This is a genomic window from Streptomyces sp. NBC_01439 (assembly GCF_036227605.1).
Taxonomy (GTDB): Bacteria; Actinomycetota; Actinomycetes; order Streptomycetales; family Streptomycetaceae; genus Streptomyces.
Map to the genome: position 1 here is coordinate 1,395,096 of NZ_CP109487.1, position 16,543 is coordinate 1,411,638.

General features: G+C 69.7%; 14 protein-coding genes. 9 read left to right on the top strand and 5 right to left on the bottom strand.

Annotation, left to right across the window (positions count from 1 at the left end; genetic code table 11):
* Positions 1 to 503 precede the first annotated feature (503 nt).
* The 5 genes from OG207_RS06425 to OG207_RS06445 all read right to left on the bottom strand — a co-directional run bounded on the left by OG207_RS06425 (position 504) and on the right by OG207_RS06445 (position 6,318).
* The gene (locus OG207_RS06425) at positions 504 to 1,565 is read right to left on the bottom strand and encodes a hypothetical protein (protein WP_329096697.1); all 1,062 of its coding nucleotides are present in this window, start codon (positions 1,563 to 1,565) and stop codon (positions 504 to 506) included.
* A 212-nt stretch (positions 1,566 to 1,777) separates the two neighbouring features.
* A complete protein-coding gene (locus OG207_RS06430) occupies positions 1,778 to 2,626 on the bottom strand; it encodes an NAD(P)-dependent oxidoreductase (RefSeq protein WP_329096699.1) in 849 nt (282 codons plus the stop codon).
* Positions 2,623 to 3,987 (bottom strand): hypothetical protein, encoded by a 1,365-nt coding sequence (locus OG207_RS06435; protein WP_329096701.1) that lies wholly within the window; start codon positions 3,985 to 3,987, stop codon positions 2,623 to 2,625. Before OG207_RS06435 ends, OG207_RS06430 begins: the two co-directional genes overlap by 4 nt.
* 369 nt (positions 3,988 to 4,356) lie before the next feature.
* A complete protein-coding gene (locus tag OG207_RS06440) occupies positions 4,357 to 4,845 on the bottom strand; it encodes a TrmO family methyltransferase domain-containing protein (RefSeq protein ID WP_285528459.1) in 489 nt (162 codons plus the stop codon).
* 72 nt (positions 4,846 to 4,917) lie between these two features.
* Positions 4,918 to 6,318: a Tat pathway signal protein gene (locus OG207_RS06445; protein WP_329096702.1), complete on the bottom strand. Its 1,401-nt coding sequence runs from the start codon at positions 6,316 to 6,318 to the stop codon at positions 4,918 to 4,920.
* Positions 6,319 to 6,521: 203 nt separating this feature from the next.
* Here OG207_RS06445 and OG207_RS06450 point away from each other — a divergent pair, with 203 nt between their 5' ends.
* The 9 genes from OG207_RS06450 (at position 6,522) to fxlM (ending at position 16,534) form a co-directional block, all read left to right on the top strand.
* Positions 6,522 to 7,994 carry an SAM-dependent methyltransferase gene (locus OG207_RS06450; protein ID WP_329096705.1) on the top strand — a complete coding sequence of 491 codons (1,473 nt, stop codon included), beginning with the start codon at positions 6,522 to 6,524 and terminating at the stop codon, positions 7,992 to 7,994.
* A complete protein-coding gene (locus OG207_RS06455) occupies positions 7,991 to 8,275 on the top strand; it encodes a hypothetical protein (RefSeq protein WP_329096707.1) in 285 nt (94 codons plus the stop codon). Before OG207_RS06450 ends, OG207_RS06455 begins: the two co-directional genes overlap by 4 nt.
* Positions 8,276 to 8,443: 168 nt before the next feature.
* Positions 8,444 to 8,899 carry a hypothetical protein gene (locus tag OG207_RS06460; protein WP_329096708.1) on the top strand — a complete coding sequence of 152 codons (456 nt, stop codon included), beginning with the start codon at positions 8,444 to 8,446 and terminating at the stop codon, positions 8,897 to 8,899.
* Complete coding sequence (locus OG207_RS06465) at positions 8,896 to 9,354, top strand: GntR family transcriptional regulator (RefSeq protein WP_285528454.1); 459 nt, start codon at positions 8,896 to 8,898, stop codon at positions 9,352 to 9,354. The genes OG207_RS06460 and OG207_RS06465 overlap by 4 nt, the downstream gene beginning before the upstream one ends.
* Positions 9,355 to 9,486: 132 nt before the next feature.
* Positions 9,487 to 9,690, top strand: a complete 204-nt coding sequence (locus OG207_RS06470; RefSeq protein ID WP_285528452.1) for a hypothetical protein — start codon at positions 9,487 to 9,489, stop codon at positions 9,688 to 9,690.
* 132 nt (positions 9,691 to 9,822) lie between these two features.
* A complete protein-coding gene (locus OG207_RS06475) occupies positions 9,823 to 9,996 on the top strand; it encodes an FxLD family lanthipeptide (RefSeq protein ID WP_078909526.1) in 174 nt (57 codons plus the stop codon).
* Positions 9,997 to 10,085: 89 nt separating this feature from the next.
* A complete protein-coding gene (locus tag OG207_RS06480) occupies positions 10,086 to 13,142 on the top strand; it encodes a lantibiotic dehydratase (protein WP_329096714.1) in 3,057 nt (1,018 codons plus the stop codon).
* Entirely contained in the window at positions 13,139 to 14,407 is a 1,269-nt protein-coding gene (locus tag OG207_RS06485; protein ID WP_432715519.1) for a lanthionine synthetase C family protein, read from the top strand. Before OG207_RS06480 ends, OG207_RS06485 begins: the two co-directional genes overlap by 4 nt.
* A 57-nt stretch (positions 14,408 to 14,464) precedes the next feature.
* Positions 14,465 to 16,534 (top strand): methyltransferase, FxLD system, encoded by a 2,070-nt coding sequence (gene fxlM, locus OG207_RS06490; protein WP_285528450.1) that lies wholly within the window; start codon positions 14,465 to 14,467, stop codon positions 16,532 to 16,534.
* Positions 16,535 to 16,543: the final 9 nt, after the last annotated feature.

Consider the following 16,543-nt stretch of genomic DNA (forward strand, 5'->3'; position numbering starts at 1 on the left):
TCATGACTCGTGGGTCGTGTTGAGCGGCGCCGCTTCGAGAAGATCGGGAACGAGGGCTGGAACGGTACGGAGTGTGCCGCACGGATAGAAGGCGTTGCGATGCCCCAGTGGCGGCAGGGTGCGGCGTAGCGGCAGCGGGACGAGCCGGTGATGTGGCGTGCTGACGAGACCGATCTGCTGCCCGGGGCCCGGTGGGCAACAGCGTGCTGGTCGCTGATCCGCTCTTGCCGGAGGTGTGGGAAGCGTTGAATCTGGATGCCCTCTCGGTGCAGAGCACAAGCCGGGTGCCGAAGGTGATCAGCATCGCCGACCTCAGCAGGGTCTGCGGTCCAGGCGCTCCGTGTCCGCCGTTGGTCCTGACGAACGCGGTCGGCGATCCTGCCACGGCCGCGCCATCGCACCGCGTCACCGCGTCAGCCCTGTGGCGCGATGCGCGACACGACAAGGGCCTACAGGCTAGAGCGTGGGTCGCCACTGCGGCCGTGCGGCCTTCGAGCCGAAGGTTACGAAGCCAGCAACTGGTGGAAAAACCCGCTCAGCATGATCTTGGCACTCAGTGAGTCCACGAACTCGGCGCCGCCGAACCGGTACACCTCGTACCCCTGGAGACGGAGTCGCCGGTCTTCCCGGACCATGTCGACGTAGAGGTCCGGGGCAGGCTTTCCATCGCGCGAGTAGTGATCCTTCCCATCAAGTTCCAGCACGTATCGGCGACCGCCAGGAGCAAGCATCAGGAAGTCCATCCGCTGCCGCGCCAGCACCTTGCCCTCTACCCGCCGGCTCCGCTGGTGTTTCGCCAGGGGGTCGTAGTGGAGGTATACCTGGGGCAGGAGAGCAGGAAGGTCGTCGAACCCTCGCTGCATTGCGAAGTTCCAGTAGGAGTCCAGCAGCAACTGCTCCGGGGTGTTGAGCGCCCCCCTCAACCGCGTGAGAAGCGCCTGCAACCTGCGCTGCTCCGGCATCCCGTACATGCCGTCCTTGAGTTGCCACCATCTAACGAGTTCGCTCCAGGTGAGGCCGGCGGCTCCCACGGGACGGTCGTACAGCAGGCAGTGGTCCTTGTTCTTCGTGATCTCGATGACGCCACCCGCGACGTCCCTCCAGACGATCTCCGGCTTCTGCGTGGCGGCGAAGATGAGGTTGCGCAGCTCGCCGCGCAGTCCCCGCAGGCCTCCGGTAAAGGTGGCTTGCTCGCGGCGTTCCAGCGCTGCGCGCCCCGGGGCGAAGACACGGGTCAGGTCGGTGCTGAGGTCGTTCTCGTGCTCCATCCGGAACGAGTAGTAGCCCTGCTTGTCGTGGAAGGGGACTTCGAACTCAATACCGAGACGGCGCAGAACTGTCTTCAGGCACCGTATGACCGCGCCCGTTTCCGAGTTGTCCATCAGTCCGTCGTGCTGAGGGTCCTCGGGCAGATCGTCGATCAACAGGTCGATGAGGGCGTGCGCAACCTCTTCGTCGCCGCCAGCAGCAGGGGCGCTCCGGAGATCGTTAATGGCCGCGCGATTCAACCGCCTGTACGAGTAGCTCCCATCGTGGACGGTCTCGAAGAAGAGTCCTTGCACCACCCTGCCCCCTCGGCCTCCGACGTTCGGAAGAACCCGAACGCCTGCATCGTCTCGCACACAGCTGACAGAAGGCAGGACGTTCTCGAGAGCTCCACCGTGCAGCAGCCGAGGCGAACCGTGGCAAGACGCCTCCAGCACAATGGCAGGGTCCTGCGGTGGCGGCTCCGACAAGAACTCGACGTGGGGCGCCGTCACACACAGGCACGAATTCGTCAGGGGGAACCGGCACCTCTACCGTGCAGGTGCGCCAGGGCAACTGCGACCGGCAGGTCGTAGCGGTCTTTGTCCTGCTCCCAGCGGGCCAGCACGGCGACAGTGGCCTCCGCAATCTCCGTTGGCAGGTCAGCCGCGCGGAGGGTTTCGGCGACGTCCTCCATCTCCGGTGCCCAGCGCCATGCCCGCGCGGCGACGCTCGGAAGGTAGTCGGGATCCGAGAGGATGCTCGAAGCCATGGATTCTGCCTCGGCGGTCAACTCGGCCCCCACGCCGTGCGTGGTGGCAAGGGCGTGAGCGACGCCGGCGAGGGTGCGAGCGGCCTTCTGGTAACTGGCGAATGCCATCTTCAGAGCGGAGGCAGAGCCGATATCCCCGCTCGCGCGCCGCGGCTCGACGTGGGTGCCCTTGAAGAGTTCTTCAACAATACCGACGGCCTGCTGGTCGCCGGCGAGGTAGAGGCGCGCCGTCCGCAGGCCGCCTGGCGGTGGCCCGAAGATGGCGCCGTCGAGTACGACCGTACCGGGGCAGACCTCGCCCGCGATGTACTTCATACGCTGTGGGTTGATGGCGTTGGCGTCCACATACACCCCGGCGAAGTCGTGGCCCGCGACCAGGGTGGCCACGTCTTCGGCGGCCTGGGGCGGGCAGATGGAGAGGACCACGGAGCTGCGGTGAAGCGCCGTAGCCAGGCTGTCCACGGCTACTGCCCCGGCCTGCACGGCCCGTTCACGTGTGGCTTCGCTTCGCCCGTCGGGAACCCAAAGCACCTCGTGCCCCGCGGCCACGACCTGGGCGGCGACGGCAGCGCCCATGGAACCTGGGTGCAAGACGGTCACGGTGGTCACGGGCTGCCTCCTGGTGGAAGTTCGGCAATGGGACGTTCCCTGTGAGCCATGATCGACTCCCGCAAGCCGATTGCAACAGGCACTCCGGCACCAGGGTGTGCAGCGAGCTGGCGGCTGAAGTGTCCGATCCGCCGGTCCACGCTCTCCGTTCGCCGGCGGGCGTTGGTGTCAAGGACGGTGTGCACCTCGTGCGCAGCGCCTTCGATATCTCCCCGCCCGAGACGGGCCATGGCGAGATCCATGCGCGCAAGCGACATCTCACCGAGCCGCTGCCGCGCAGGCGGGGCTGCCTGGAAGATCTCCACGGCCTGGGCGGCACAAGCCTCCGCGTCCACCAGATTGCGACGTCCGGACAACCAAAGGTGGGTGCTGCTGGCGTAGAAGAGCTGCTTCTCTACGGGGAATGCCATCATGCCCCCAGGCAGATCGCCGCCGTCGGCTGCAAGGCCTTCGCGAAGACGCTCCGCGCCGGCCAGTGCAGCAAGCGCCTCGCCGGTCCGGCCCAACTGGCCGTATGCACGCGCCTTGATGCTCTCCAGCCGAATGAGCGCAGTGCCGGAGTCCGGCGCGTACGCAGCCCCCAGCTCCGCCAGCCGGACAGCATCCGCCGGTCGCCCGTCCCAGTAGGAGATCAGCGCCTGGAGCCCGCGGACCCATACACGCAGGCCGTTGTGGCCCGCCAGCTCGCCCAGGAGAAAGGCGGTGCGCGCCTGGGTGTCGGCCGCGTCGTAGCATCCAAGGTCGAAGCTGGCGTTGGCTAGGACTCCACACAGGATGCCGGCGCAAACGTAGAGGTCACGGGTGTAGCGCGGTGGCTGCCGGCCCTCCAGAAGTACGAACGCTTGGTCGCGTAGGGAGTGGACTTCTCGAAACAGAGGGCCAACGGGTCGGTTGGGATACGTGTCGACTATCCGGCGGATGTCGGCTTCCAGCTGCTCCATCGTGTGTGGTCCCACGTTGCTGCCTTCTGCGCGAGCCGCGAACCGTGCTGACTCGCCGGCAGCGGCGGTCACGACGTCTTCGTGGTTCTCGAATGCATCCTCAGGCCTGCCCTGCTCTGCTCTGGGGACGGGTGACGAGACCAGGTCGGAGGACACAGCTTCCAGGAGACGCGAGGCCTGGAATCCCGGGAACATGAACTCCAGGACCCGGCGGGAGACGGTTTGGGGGGTTCGGACGTCCCCTCTCAGCCATCGGTGGAACTGCCGCTTCTCGACGGTGGCAGTCGCAATCGAGGGGTCGCCTTCGGCATCGGCCAGCTGTTTGGCCGCCTGCTCGTACCGCTTCTTGAAGACGGTGTAGTCCTGCCAGCCCCGCTGGTTGATGAGGGTCTGGAAGAGCGTTGCTCCTAACGGGCTCATGACCGCTCCTCTCCTCGGCGTCAGTTCGGCCACCACGCTAGACCGCAGCGGCCCCAAGAAGTGGATCTCTCCGACAGAAACACTGCTCCCGAGGCGAACTGACACAGGTTAGGCGTGAGAAGACCGCGTTTGGCTCCGGTTAGGCCCTCGCTCAGGCAGCGCCAGGGCGGGAAGCTCCAACTTCGCCCGCCCTCTGAGGGCAATGGACCTGCGTGCCGACGCTCTGTGATGCCGTCGGCATCAGCGGCACTGCCCGGAGGCATCCTGACCGTCGACTTCCCGAGGCTGAGATTGCGTACGCGCCCGAGCGGTACCTACGGATGTCCGGCTGACAACGTGGACGCAACTCATCCGCCTCTCCGCGAGGTTCTACTCGGGTCGGTTAGCTGCGGGGTCCCAGTAGTTCGCCAGCATCGCCGCCGGCCAGGCCGGAGCAGTGACAGGGCCGCGGGGACCCATCTCCTCGAAGTACGGGGCGAGGTCGTAGATAGGAGTTCCGGCAACGGCGTCGAGGTCGGTGACGTAGATGTCCCTGCCGTCCACTCTGAGCAGGCGGGGGAAGGAGGTTGCCATGCGGTTGGGGCGCCGGTGGTTTCGGTGCACGAAGGTGCCGGTGGGCTCCCAGGTCGGGTCGTTGCGGGGGCTGCGGGCTCCGAGGTGGAGGTCGGCTTCGGAGCCAAGGTGGAAGTGCCAGGTCACGATCAGGTGGGAGAACTCGTCGATGCCGCGCAGGGTGTCGAGTGGGAAGTCCTGGCGCAGGCGGATGATCGATTCGACTCCGCCCTGGTAGTCGTCGGCCGGCGTCTGGTGGCCGCCGACGACGTGGGCGATGGCCTCAATCGTGATCGGGTCGTGCACGCGTTCCTCCCCTGGGACTACCGGACTGGCCAGGGCACTGCTCCGGCTCGGACGGTTGGTGTGCTGGCGCGATCAGCGTACCCGGCGGATCATGTTGCGGGCTCGGCTGTCCAGGGCTGCAAGGGTCGTTCCGCCGCGCCCGCGGTAGGGGGAGAGAGCGCGGCGCATCTGGACGACGGTGTCCAGGGCGCGGCCGGACTGGACTCCCTGCATCGCGTCGAGCGCTTGGGACCAGGTGGTGCAGGCCATGTCGACGGCGCCGCGTTGTATCTGCACGGCGCCCAGGAGCCCCAGGGTGACGGCGTGGGTGCGGGCGAAGGGCTGGGCCTTGCGCGTGCGGACGCTGCGCTGGTACTCGTGCTCGGCTCCGCGGAGGTCTCCGAGGGCTTGCAGGGTTCGGGCTGTCTCGTGGGCGAGGGAGGCCTCGGAGAAGAAGAAGACCCGGGCCGGCTCATCGTCGCCCGCGCCTGCGTTGCGCAGGTCGTTCTCGGCCTGGAGGAGGGCGGTGAGGGCCTGCTGATTGCGGCCGGCGGCTGCGAGGCTGCGGGCGTGGACGACTCCGAGGAGGGAGCGTTCGCGTGGGCTGGCGTCGGCGTAGCGGCGGTGGCTGACGGAGGCCTCGGCGAGTCGGAGGGCTTGGGCGGGGTGGCCGAGGTCGAGGGTCTGGTGCGCCTGGGCGCGCAGGATGTGTCCGGCCAGGGGTGCGTCGTCGGCTTCGGCGGACAGGCGCAGGGCTACGGCGAGCCATTGCTGGGCGAGGGCGTGTTCGGAGGCGTCGAAGCTGGTCCAGCCGGCCAGGTAGGCGAGTTCGCCGGCGGCGGTGAACATGGCCTGCCGTGTGTCGTGGTCGGGGAAGTGGCCGCTGAGGTAGGCGGTGACGTCGGTGCGGAGGTAGGCGACGAGGGCGGATCGTCCGTCGGCGCCGCCGCGGCGCTGTTCGCGGCGGGAGAGCAGTTGCGTCATTTCGCGTACGGCGGCGACGTCGTCCGGGCCGACGTGCCGCTTGGTCGAGGGCGTGCGCTGCTGGGCCGTGGTGGCCTTGTCCTGCCACCAGTGGTCGGACGGCAGGAACATCCCTGCCAGGGAGAAGGCGGCGCCCTTGAGGGTGTGGCGGCGCTCCAGGTCCAAGTCGGTCCCCCCGAGGTCGACGATGTGTGCGATGGGGTCGCTGTCCCGGGGAGCCGGACCTGCCGGTTCGTCGGGGTCTGTGAGCCCGATGTCGGCGGCCGTGATGATCCGTTGGATCCCTCGGCTGTTGAGTCCTCGAGACAGCGTCTCGCACAAGATACGGGTCGCCGACGGCGAGGGGTGCGATCCGCGGACCCACTGGTTGATGTGCGAGGCGGATACCGCCTTCAGGCCGTCCGCGCCGGATTCCGCTGCCACGAGCTGCAGTTGCCGGGCGGTTGTGGCCTGCGACCAGCCCAGTTGGCGGAGTACGGCCTCCAGCAGGGTGTTGCGCTCACGCGGCACCGGATGCTCCCGTCCACGAAACGATCTTTACGTGCTTTACGCGGGGCCGCGCCTTGCCGGGGATGTCCACGCCGGGCGATGCACGGTTCGCTGAGCGTAGCGCCACAAGGACGCCTTCTCCGGCTGAAGTTCAGCCATCTGCTTCAGGCTTCCGGCGTCTGGTGTCGGCTTCATGCGCACGCACTGAAGGGGATGAGGTGACGATGTCTCACCGGATCACGCGGGGAGACCTGCTGCGGACTCTGCAGTCGCCCAAGGCTGTCTCGGCGTGCCTGGCGTTGCCCAGCAGAGCTGAATCCGTTCGCACGGCTCGTCGCTTCGTGGCGCACCAGCTTCAGGCATGGGGGTGCGAGGCAGCGGAGCCCTCCACCGCGCTGGTCTCCAGCGAGCTCGCGACCAACGCCATCAAGCACCGCAGCCCTGGAGCGGAGGCACAGGACTTCCTGGTAGCGGTGACCTTCGAGCCGGGCGTGGCCCTGGTGGTGCAGGTGTCGGACGCCAACCCCGGGCTCCCGGTAGTCAAAGCACGGCAGTCGGCCCTGGCCACGAGCGGACGCGGGCTGTTCCTGGTCACCCAGGTGGCCGATTACTGGAGCGCCTCGCCTCGGAGCGACGGCGAGGGGAAGGTCGTCAGCGCCTACTTCCGCGTCGACCAGGTCAGCACCGACCCGCCTCGGGCCTACGAACTGGGCCTGCCGGAGGCAGCTGCTTCAGCGACTTCTTCGAGCGCCGGGCCGGAAGCACATCGGTTTGATCAACAGGAAACCGGAGGGGGCATGCTCCCGTCACACGAATTCTCCCGGCCGTCGGTGCCGCGGGTGCACAACTGGCTCGGCGGAGACGTCTGGAATTTCGATGCCGACCGCATCGTCGGCAAGGAACTCCTGGAGGCTGCTCCCTGGCTCAGGCAGGCGGTTGCCGCCGCCCGAGACCACGGGCAGCAGACGGTGAGCGTCCTCGCCCGCAGTGGGATCGTCCAGTTTCTGGACCTCGGGTGCGGACTCCCGCAGAAGCACGGGCACAACACCCACGATGCTGCCAAGGCCGCAGCCGGGGAATCCACGGTCGTGTATGTGGATCGCGATCCGTCCGTGTGCGCCCACTACCGTTCGATGCTCGAAACGAGCCAGGAACGGGAGTGCCAGGCCGACTTCACCCAGCCCGAAGCGCTCCTGGCCCATCCCGCCCTCGCCCACCTCGACCGGAGCAGCCCCATCGCGGTGCTCCTGCACGAGGTCCTGCCGTGGCTCGACGATGAGCAGACGCGACAACTGCTGGCTGCCCTGCAGGCCTGGCTGCCGACGGGCAGCGTCCTGTCCGTCATCCACGCTGCTACCGACAGCGACCCGCAGGCGGCGGCGGGCCTCGTCGCCGTCTATCGCAACGCCGGCATCACCTACCGGCCTCGGAGCCTGGAGCAGTTGCTCGCCCTGTTCCAGAGCTGGGACGTGGACATCCCCGGCATCACAGCCGTGCCGCTCGACAGACTCCGCGTCGTTGGCAGCCGAAAGCCCGTGAGTCGACTCCGCGGCGTTGGAGGCCGGAAGCCCTTGTACGGCTCCTACGCCGTCCTCGCCCGCGTACCGAACCTGTTGTTGGACAGGTCGTGCCCGGGTGTCGGGCCGGAGCCTGCTGGGGCGAGTGTCCCTTCACTGGCCGAGGCCGAGCGCAGATGAAGCTGACCGAGGACGAGGACGCCTTCTGGACCGGGCTCCCGGACTACGAGCGCGCCCCTTCAGATGATCCGTTGTTCGCCCGGACGGTGCGCAGCGGGCCGCCCCCTGGTGATGTGTGGGCGGCCTCCCCTCACGAGCTGCGGGTCGGCGACTGGCTGGTCCTCGGCGGCAGCGCGTACGAGATCACCAACAAGTTGACCCGGGGCTTCGACTGCTCCGTGAAGCGGGTGATCCTGCGTGGCGAGATCGTGCGCCCTTACGCCGTCTCCCGCCTGCGGTAGCCGGCGGGTCCCGCCGAAAGCCGCTATCCGATACCCGTTCCCCCGTTCCCCCGTTCCCCCGTTCCCCCGTTCGAGGAGTTTCCCGTGGGCCCGTCGCTTCCGCTCCCCAAGCGGCCAGCGTGCTTACCTTCACTGCCGTCACGGCCGGGTGAAGGTCGCGCGACCGATATGCCCTGCGGGCTGCCCGAGGCGCAAGAGGGTGCCTGGCGTCTGCTGCGCGCCCTTGTCATCTCGCGGCACGAGGACATCACCGGCGAGGACAGCGGTCTGTGGGAGGCGCTGAACCGCGTCCTCGACGATGCCGTGGGCGGGTGTGATGTCCGTCCGCTGACCGCAACCTTGGCTGTGAACCTCGGAGCTCTGACGGACCGGGCCTCCCGCCACGCGCAGTCCGCGCTGACCGAGTCGGCACGGTTACGGGCCCGCGTCCTCCTGCGCGAGGTCAGTGAGCGGCTGCGCCTTGACACCTTGGACATCGGGCTCCTTCGCCGACTGGCCTGGATGACGCAGGAGGTCGTGGACGAGCTCCTACAGCAGGCGTCATCGGCGCTTGCTTCGATGCCGGCGGCAACGCGTCCGACCGCCCACTCCCCCATGCCCGCGAATTGGGCGGCTTCCGCATGAGCAACTTGAATCTCCTGGATCGCGCCCTTTTCCTCGTACGCCGGCAGATCAGCATCGCGTACCCGCCAGGGACATCCGTTCCCAGCACCGAGCAGCTGGCACGGGTACTCAGACTCCCGAAGACGCACGTACACCGGGCACTACAGCGGCTGGACACCCTGGGGGAGATCTCGCTGCACACCGGGAGCCTTCCGGTCCGCCTCCGCCCGCATGAACCGCACCCCCGCGACCGCGCGCTCCATGGCGCCGTCCGGGACCGGATACGCGCCGGCTACTACCTGCCCGGCCAGGCTCTGCCGACAGGGCTGCTGGGCGAGGAGTTCAGACTGCGCCCCCACCGCGTCCAGCGTGCGTTGCGGTTCCTCGTGGCGGAGAAGACCCTGCGCTTCGACGAAAACGGTGCCTACGGTCCGGGCCACTACGTGCCTGTGGAATCCATGGAGGCGGTCGCGTGAAGGCCGCGCTGTTACTGCTGCCGACCTGGCACCGCCAGGCGAGCACGGCAGCGGCTGTGGGTCGTCCGCCCGAGCCGAAGCTCGTGCCGGCGTAACGGGGACGACACCGCCGCCGAACGTGGGAGTGCTGCGGTGAGGGCGGTGCAGCGCCGCAGGCTCCTGCTGCTGCATCGGCTGACCGCCGTGCCGCTGGTGGGGCCCGTCGCAGACCGGCTAGCAAAGGCGTACCTCCGCTACGCCGTCCGGCAGATGCTCTCCCGCGCCCGGCTGTGTGAAGACCGCATCGGTTCCGAACGTTCTGCGCACGGCTCGGCGCCGCCCAGGGACAGCAGCTGATATCCGCCGCCCTCGCGGCCCACGACTTCCCTCTCCGGCCCTTCCGAAGAGGGGGGCCAGGAAGCACGCCATCAGGCACGTGCCCCTGGCCAGCAACACACCGAACGCACCCCATCGAAAAGAGGAATTGCAATGGCCACCAATCCCAACCCGGGCATGACCCAGGCCCAGCCCAAGGCCAGGGCCAAGGACCCGTTCCACCTGGACGTGGAGCTGCTGGAGGTCGGCGACGCGGGCGCGCTGAAGACCCTGACCGACGACAACTGCGGCTCGACCTGCGGCGCGTGCACCACCGGCGTCCACTGACCCACTCGCTCCACCCTGCCGGTGCCGCCCCGCCCAACGGCGGGGCGGCACCGGGCCCGTCCGTTGCATTCATCCTTCCGGAGGTTCAGGTGACAAACTCCGTGTTTCGGTCCGGCCGTACGGCGCTCGTGCGCGCGGTGGCGTCCCCCACTCCTCCGCTGCTGCCCTGGCCCGACCTGGCCGACCGGGCCCCCGGGGCCTTGACCGGGCAGCTTCCCTGGCTGCGTGCAATCCGCGCCACGGACACCGGAAGGGCCTTGTGGCACGCCAGCCCGGCGCTGGGCAGTGAAGTCGACGGCCTTCTGGCCGCCGAAAGTCCCGGGCACCGTGATGTGCGTAGGGCTGCAGTCTCGGTGGCCCGGTACGTGCTGCGAGCACACGGTCGCCCCACTCCCTTCGGGTACTTCGCCGGCGTCACCAATGTCGGCTTTGGTGGCTCGGCCCGAGCCGACTGGGGGCGCGAGCACCTGCCGGTGGCCCGTGCGTCCGCGGAATGGATGGCGGAGATGATCGCCCGGCTGGAGGCCGACACCGATCTGCTGCAGCGGATTCCGGTGGTCGTAAATACAACGCTCACCGAACGCGGCGATCGTCTCGTCGTCCCGTACCGGACGGGCACCGGTGCCGCCCGCCAGCGCGCGGTCGAGGCCTCCGTCCGGATGACCGGCGCCGTGTCTGCCGTCCTCACCGCCGCACAGGCGCCCATCCCGGTCGCCGATCTCATGGCGAAGGTCTTGGCCGAGTTCCCATCGACAGGGAAGAGCACGGTCACCGGGTTCGTGCAGGAGCTGGTGCGGGTCGGCGTCTTGATCAGCGCCTTGCACGCTCCGAGCACGGAGACCGATGCGCTCGGCTACCTACTGGCCCAGCTCGACGCCATCGGTGCCTACGAGGTCGTCGGGGTATCGGAGACCCTCGCCGCTCTGCAAACGGCCCACGCTGCACTCCAGCACACCAGCGGGCACGAGGTCGCCCGTGCCCTGATGCGCACCGTGGCCCCCCGGCTGCGCCGGGACCCGGTCGCCGTCGACCTGCGCCTGGACGGAACCCTCGTACTGCCGGAGACGGTCGCACAGGAGGCCGAGCGCGCCGCCCTGCTGCTGGCCCGCGTCTGCCCGGCACCATTCGGGACCGCAGCCTGGAAGGCGTACCACATGCGGTTCTACGAGCGGTTCGGGATCGGCTCCATGGTTCCGGTGCTCGACGTGGTCGCGGACAGCGGCATCGGCTACCCCGACGGATACGCGGGCGCCGGCCCTGCGGACCACAAGCCGCAGCTGACGGGCCGCGACCAGGTACTGCTGCGGCTGGCACAGCAAGCTGCCCTGGACGGCCGCCGCGAGGTCGTCCTCGACGAGGCCACGATCGACGCCCTGACCATGGGCAGCGAACCGCTACGCCTCCCGCCCCACCTTGAGCTCGGATTCCGGCTCCGCGCATCCGACACCGCAGCACTGGACCAAGGCCGCTTCCGCCTCGAAGTGGTCACCGTGTCCCGGGGCGTGGGAGTTGGAACGGGCCGGTTCCTCTCCGTTCTCGACTCCGGGCAGCGGCAAGCCCTGGTCAAAGAGCTTGCGTGCCTTCCGGCTTCCGATCCGGATACGGTCGCCATGCAGCTGTCATTCCCGCCACTGCTGCCCGAAAGCGCGCACGTCACCCGGACACCGCGCGTGCTGCCTACCGTGATCAGCCTTGCCGAGCACCGGCCTCCTGGTGGGGACGTGCTGACCGTCGATGACCTGGCCGTGGGCTGCGACGGGCGCCGGATGTACCTCGCTGCCCCCGCCTTCGGCGAGCGTGTGGAGGCGGTGGGGATGCACGCCCTGAACCTGGACACCCACACCCCGCCGCTGGCCAGGTTCCTCACCGAGCTGGGCCGCGCCCAGTGCGCGCAGGTCACCACGTTCGACTGGGGGGCCGCCGCCCGCCTTCCCTACCTTCCCCGCCTGCGCACCGGCCGCATCATCCTGGCGCCGGCCCGCTGGCGGCTGGAAGCCGGCGAGCTGCCTGTGGCCGACCGGCCGTGGGAGGAATGGGACGGTGCGTTCGGCACCTGGCGCGAGGCCCGCAAGCTCCCCCTGACGGTGCACGTCGGCGAAGGCGACCGGCTCCTTCCCCTCGACCTCACCGTCCCCGCCCACAGGGCACTGCTACGTGAAGAGCTGGAGCGCGCTGGTGCGATCACGGTCGCCGAGGCTCCGGGCGCGGCCGAGCTGGGATGGTGCGGCGGGCGGGCCCACGAGGTCGTTGTGCCGCTCAAGGCAAGCCGCCCTCCGGCCTGGCCTCGCCTGCCTCAGCCCACGGCTGCTCGCACCAGTCGGAGGGACCTGGTTCACACTCCCGCCGTCTCGCCGGTGCTCCTGGCCAGCGTGTACGGGGACATCCGCCGCCAGGACGTCCTGCTCGCTGAGCACCTGCCGGACCTCCTGGACCGGCTCGGCGGGCCGCCCTGGTGGTTCGTACGGTTCCGCGACCCCCACCAGCACCTGCGGCTCCGGTTCGCCCTGCCCACCCCGGAAGCCTTCGCCGCCACGGCGAGCACCGTGAGCACATGGGCGGACGAACTCCGGCGGGCTGGACTGGTGTCGGACCTGCGTTACGGCACCTCCTATCCGGAGATGGGCCGGTGGGGAGAAGGGTCGGCGTGGGCTGGGGCCGAGGAAGTCTTCCGAGCCGACTCCCGAGCCGTCCTCGCACAGCTCACCTGCACAGGCCGGCCGTCCCTGCGGGCACTGGTCGCCGCGCACAGCGTTGCCATCGCCGCCGCCTACCTGGGCAGTACGGCGAAGGCGATGGCGTGGCTGATCCACCACATCCCCGCGGCGCCTCCGGCACCGGTGGCCCGCCCGGAGTTCGCCGAGGCCGTCGCGCTCGCCAACCCCGACGACGACTGGGCAGCCCTGCGGTCCGTCCCCGGCGGCGAGACGATCCTCCATGCCTGGAGCGGACGCGGCCAGGCCCTGGACCGCTACCGGGACCACTTCCCCGGACCGGACACCGAGGGCATCGACGCAGACGATGTGCTGACCTCCCTGCTCCACGTCCACTTCGTCCGCGCCGTCGCCGTGGACTTCCCCGAGGAAGCCGTCTGCCTCTACCTCGCGCGCGCCGCCGCCCTCGCCTGGACCGCCAGGAGGCCCCGCTGATGCCCCACCCCGCCCTCGGCTTCACACAGGAGATCGCCGACCAGCTCGCCGACCCGGCGGCCGTTCTCGGCTCGCAGGCCTCCTCCAACTGGCGTCGGCAGTCCCTCGGGCACGGCGTTCCCGGTATCGCACTGCTGCACATCGAGCTCGCCGCCGCCGACCTCGCACCGTGGGACCGCGCGCACGCCTGGCTCTCCGCCGCAGCGGCACAGCCGCTGACCAGCGGGGCCGACAGCCACGCCTTCTACGGTGCCCCGGCATTCGCCCACACCCTCGCCTGCGCGGCCGAACGCCTCCCGGGAGCGTACGGCTCCGCACTCGATGCCCTGGACTGGCAGGTGACCCGCGACGCGCGCCGCCGCCTGGCCGTGGCCGAGCAGCGCATCGAGGCCGGAGAACTCCCGGCGCTCGCTGAGTTCGACGCGATCCGCGGTCTCACCGGATACGGCGCCTACCTCCTTCGCCGGCGCCCCGACAGCGACACCGTCCGCGCCGTCCTCGACTACCTGATCCAGCTGACTGAGCCGCTCACCCACCGGGGCGAGACCGTGCCCGGATGGTGGACCGCCTCCGGACCCTCCGGCCGGCCCGACGACCGCTACCCCGACGGGCACGCCAACACCGGCCTCGCCCACGGCATCGGAGGCGTCCTTGCCCTCCTCGCGCTCGCCGCGCACCGCGGGACCATGGCCTGCGGCCATCGGGAAGCCATCAGCAGCATCCTTCGCTGGCTGGACCGCTGGGAGGCCGACACCAACCGGGGACCGGCCTGGCCGTACTGGGTAACCCTCCCAGCCCTGCGAGCGGGCCACATGCCCGTGGGGCCGCAGCGGCCGTCCTGGTGCTACGGCACCGCCGGCCTCGCCCGCGCCCAGCAGCTCGCCGCCATCGCCCTCGGAGACCGGAGACGACAACTGGCCGCCGAGCAGAGCCTGCTAGCCGCACTGACCGACCCCACGCAGCTCCGCAAGACCACCGACAACGGCCTGTGCCACGGATTCGCCGGTCTCGCGCACACCGCCGCCCGGGCCGCCGCGGACGCCCTGCCAGCCACCGCCGGCCAGCTCCGGGCAGTCCTCCCCGCGCTCCTGTCCGCCGTGTGCCCCCCTGGCAGCGACCCCGCCACCGTCGCAGCCAGCCTTCTGCACCCGCAGGAACCCGGCCCGGGGCTCCTCGACGGCGCGGCGGGAATCGCCCTGGCCCTCCTGAACCCCAGCGGCGCACCGACCCAGACCGCTTGGGACACCTGCCTGCTCGTCGCCTGAACCAGCACGCACGCACGGCCCATCAACGCTGCCGACCCACTTGAAGGAACCTCACCGATGCAGGGCACCTGGCACCAGATCAACGTCACCTTTCCGGACCGCGCGACCGCGCAGCAGGTGATCTCACGGACGCTCGGCCCTGCCCTGTTCGCCGCCGAGGAGAGGGGAGAAGTTTCCGCCTGGTGGTTCATGAACAAGCAGCCGTGGAAGCTGCGCGTGCGTACCGTCGGCGACGAGACCCCCACCTTGTGGGACGCGCTCAGCGGGCTGGTCCGGGACGACCAGGTGCGGCAGTGGATTCCCACCATCTACGAGCCAGAGACCTTGGCCTTCGGCGGGGCCCAGGCTGTGGAGGCGGCTCACGAGCTGTTCCACGCTGACAGCCGCCACCTGCTGACCTACCCCGTCCAGACCGGGCACCTCGGCCGCCGCGAGACCGCCGTACTCCTCGTCAGCGCGATGATGCGCGCCGCCGGACTCGACTGGTACGAGCAGGGCGATGTCTGGGACAAGGTCGCCGCCGAACGCCCGGCCCCGCCGATCCTCGCCTCCGAGCTGGAGGCGGCCATGCACTCCCTGCTGACCGTCGACGCCCGCACCCTGTGCCGGGAGGACGGCCCGCTCCACGGCCACGCCGACTGGGTCCGCGCCTTCGCACGGGCCGGGACCGCCCTCGCCGTCCTCAACCACCAAGGCCGCCTGCGCCGGGGACTGAGAGCCGTCCTCGCCCACCACCTGATCTTCCACTTCAACCGGGCCGGCCTCCCCCTGGAGGACCAGAGCGCCCTGTCCAACCTCGCCCGAAAGGCCATCATGGGAACGAGTGACACCCCCGCAACCACCCCCGACGGCACCCCGCCCGCCGATAGCGTCGGATCGGTGAACACCGACACGCTCACCACCCCCGACCCGACCGCGGAACAGCTCCGCAACGCCCTCGTCGACCAGATCCGCCAGGAAGGACACGCCACCAACCCGGCCGCCGAGGCCGCGCTGCGCACCGTTCCCCGGCACCTGTTCGTGCCCGATGCCTCCCTCCAGGCGGCCTACGCCAACCAGCCGGTCCACGTGAAGTACGACACCGACGGCATGTCCATCTCCTGCGCCTCCCAGCCCGCCGTGGTCGCCCTCATGCTCGACCAGCTCGATGCCCAGCCCGGCGAGCGCATCCTCGAACTCGGCGCCGGCACCGGCTACAACGCAGCCCTCCTCGCCCACCTCGTCGGCGACACCGGTCACGTCACCACCATCGACGTCGACGACGACCTCGTCGAGCGCGCCCGCGCCCACCTGGCCGCCGCCGAATACACGAACGTCGAAGCCCTGACCCGCGACGGAGCCGTCGGCTACGCCGACGGGGCGCCGTACGACCGGATCATCGCGACCGTCGGCGCCCACGGCATCCCGCACGCCTGGCTCGACCAGCTCGCGCCGGACGGGCGGCTCGTCGTTCCCCAGCGGATCAAGGGCAGCGTCTCCCGCTCCATCGTCTACGAACGCCGAGACGGCCGGTGGGTCTCCCTCGGCAGCGAGATGAACACCTTCATGCCCCTGCGCCGCGGCATCGCGGACGACGACCGGCGGATCATCTCCCTCGTCGCGGACGGGACCGTACGCCTGCAGGCGCCGGCCGGAACGCCCATCGACGCCGAGGCGCTGGCGCGCGTGCTCGAAGAACCGCGGGTCGCGGAGTGGACTGGGATGACGGTCCGCGCCATGGAATCGCCCGAGTGGATGGAGCTCTTCGTCAGCTGCTCCTTCGACTCCGGCCTGATCAGGATGCTGTTCCCGGCCGCTGCGAAGGGCACCACCCTCGCCGAGGACCCCTACCCCTCCTCCACCGCGGTCATCGACAAGGGCGCCCTGACCTACCTCGCACGGCGCCTCTCGGACCAGACCACCCCCGAGGGCGGCAAGCTGTGGGAGTTCGGCGTCATCGGCCACGGCCCCGGCAGCGACGAGCTCGCCGCCAGGGTCGCTGAGTCCATCCGGACCTGGGACCGCAACTACCGCGGTCGGAAAGGCAGCTTCGAGCTCCACTCCCTCCAGGGACCGACCCCCAAGGAAAGTCCCGGCCGGTTCTCCGTCGACACGCCCCTGAACCGGATCGTCATCGACTTCAACTGACCGTGCACC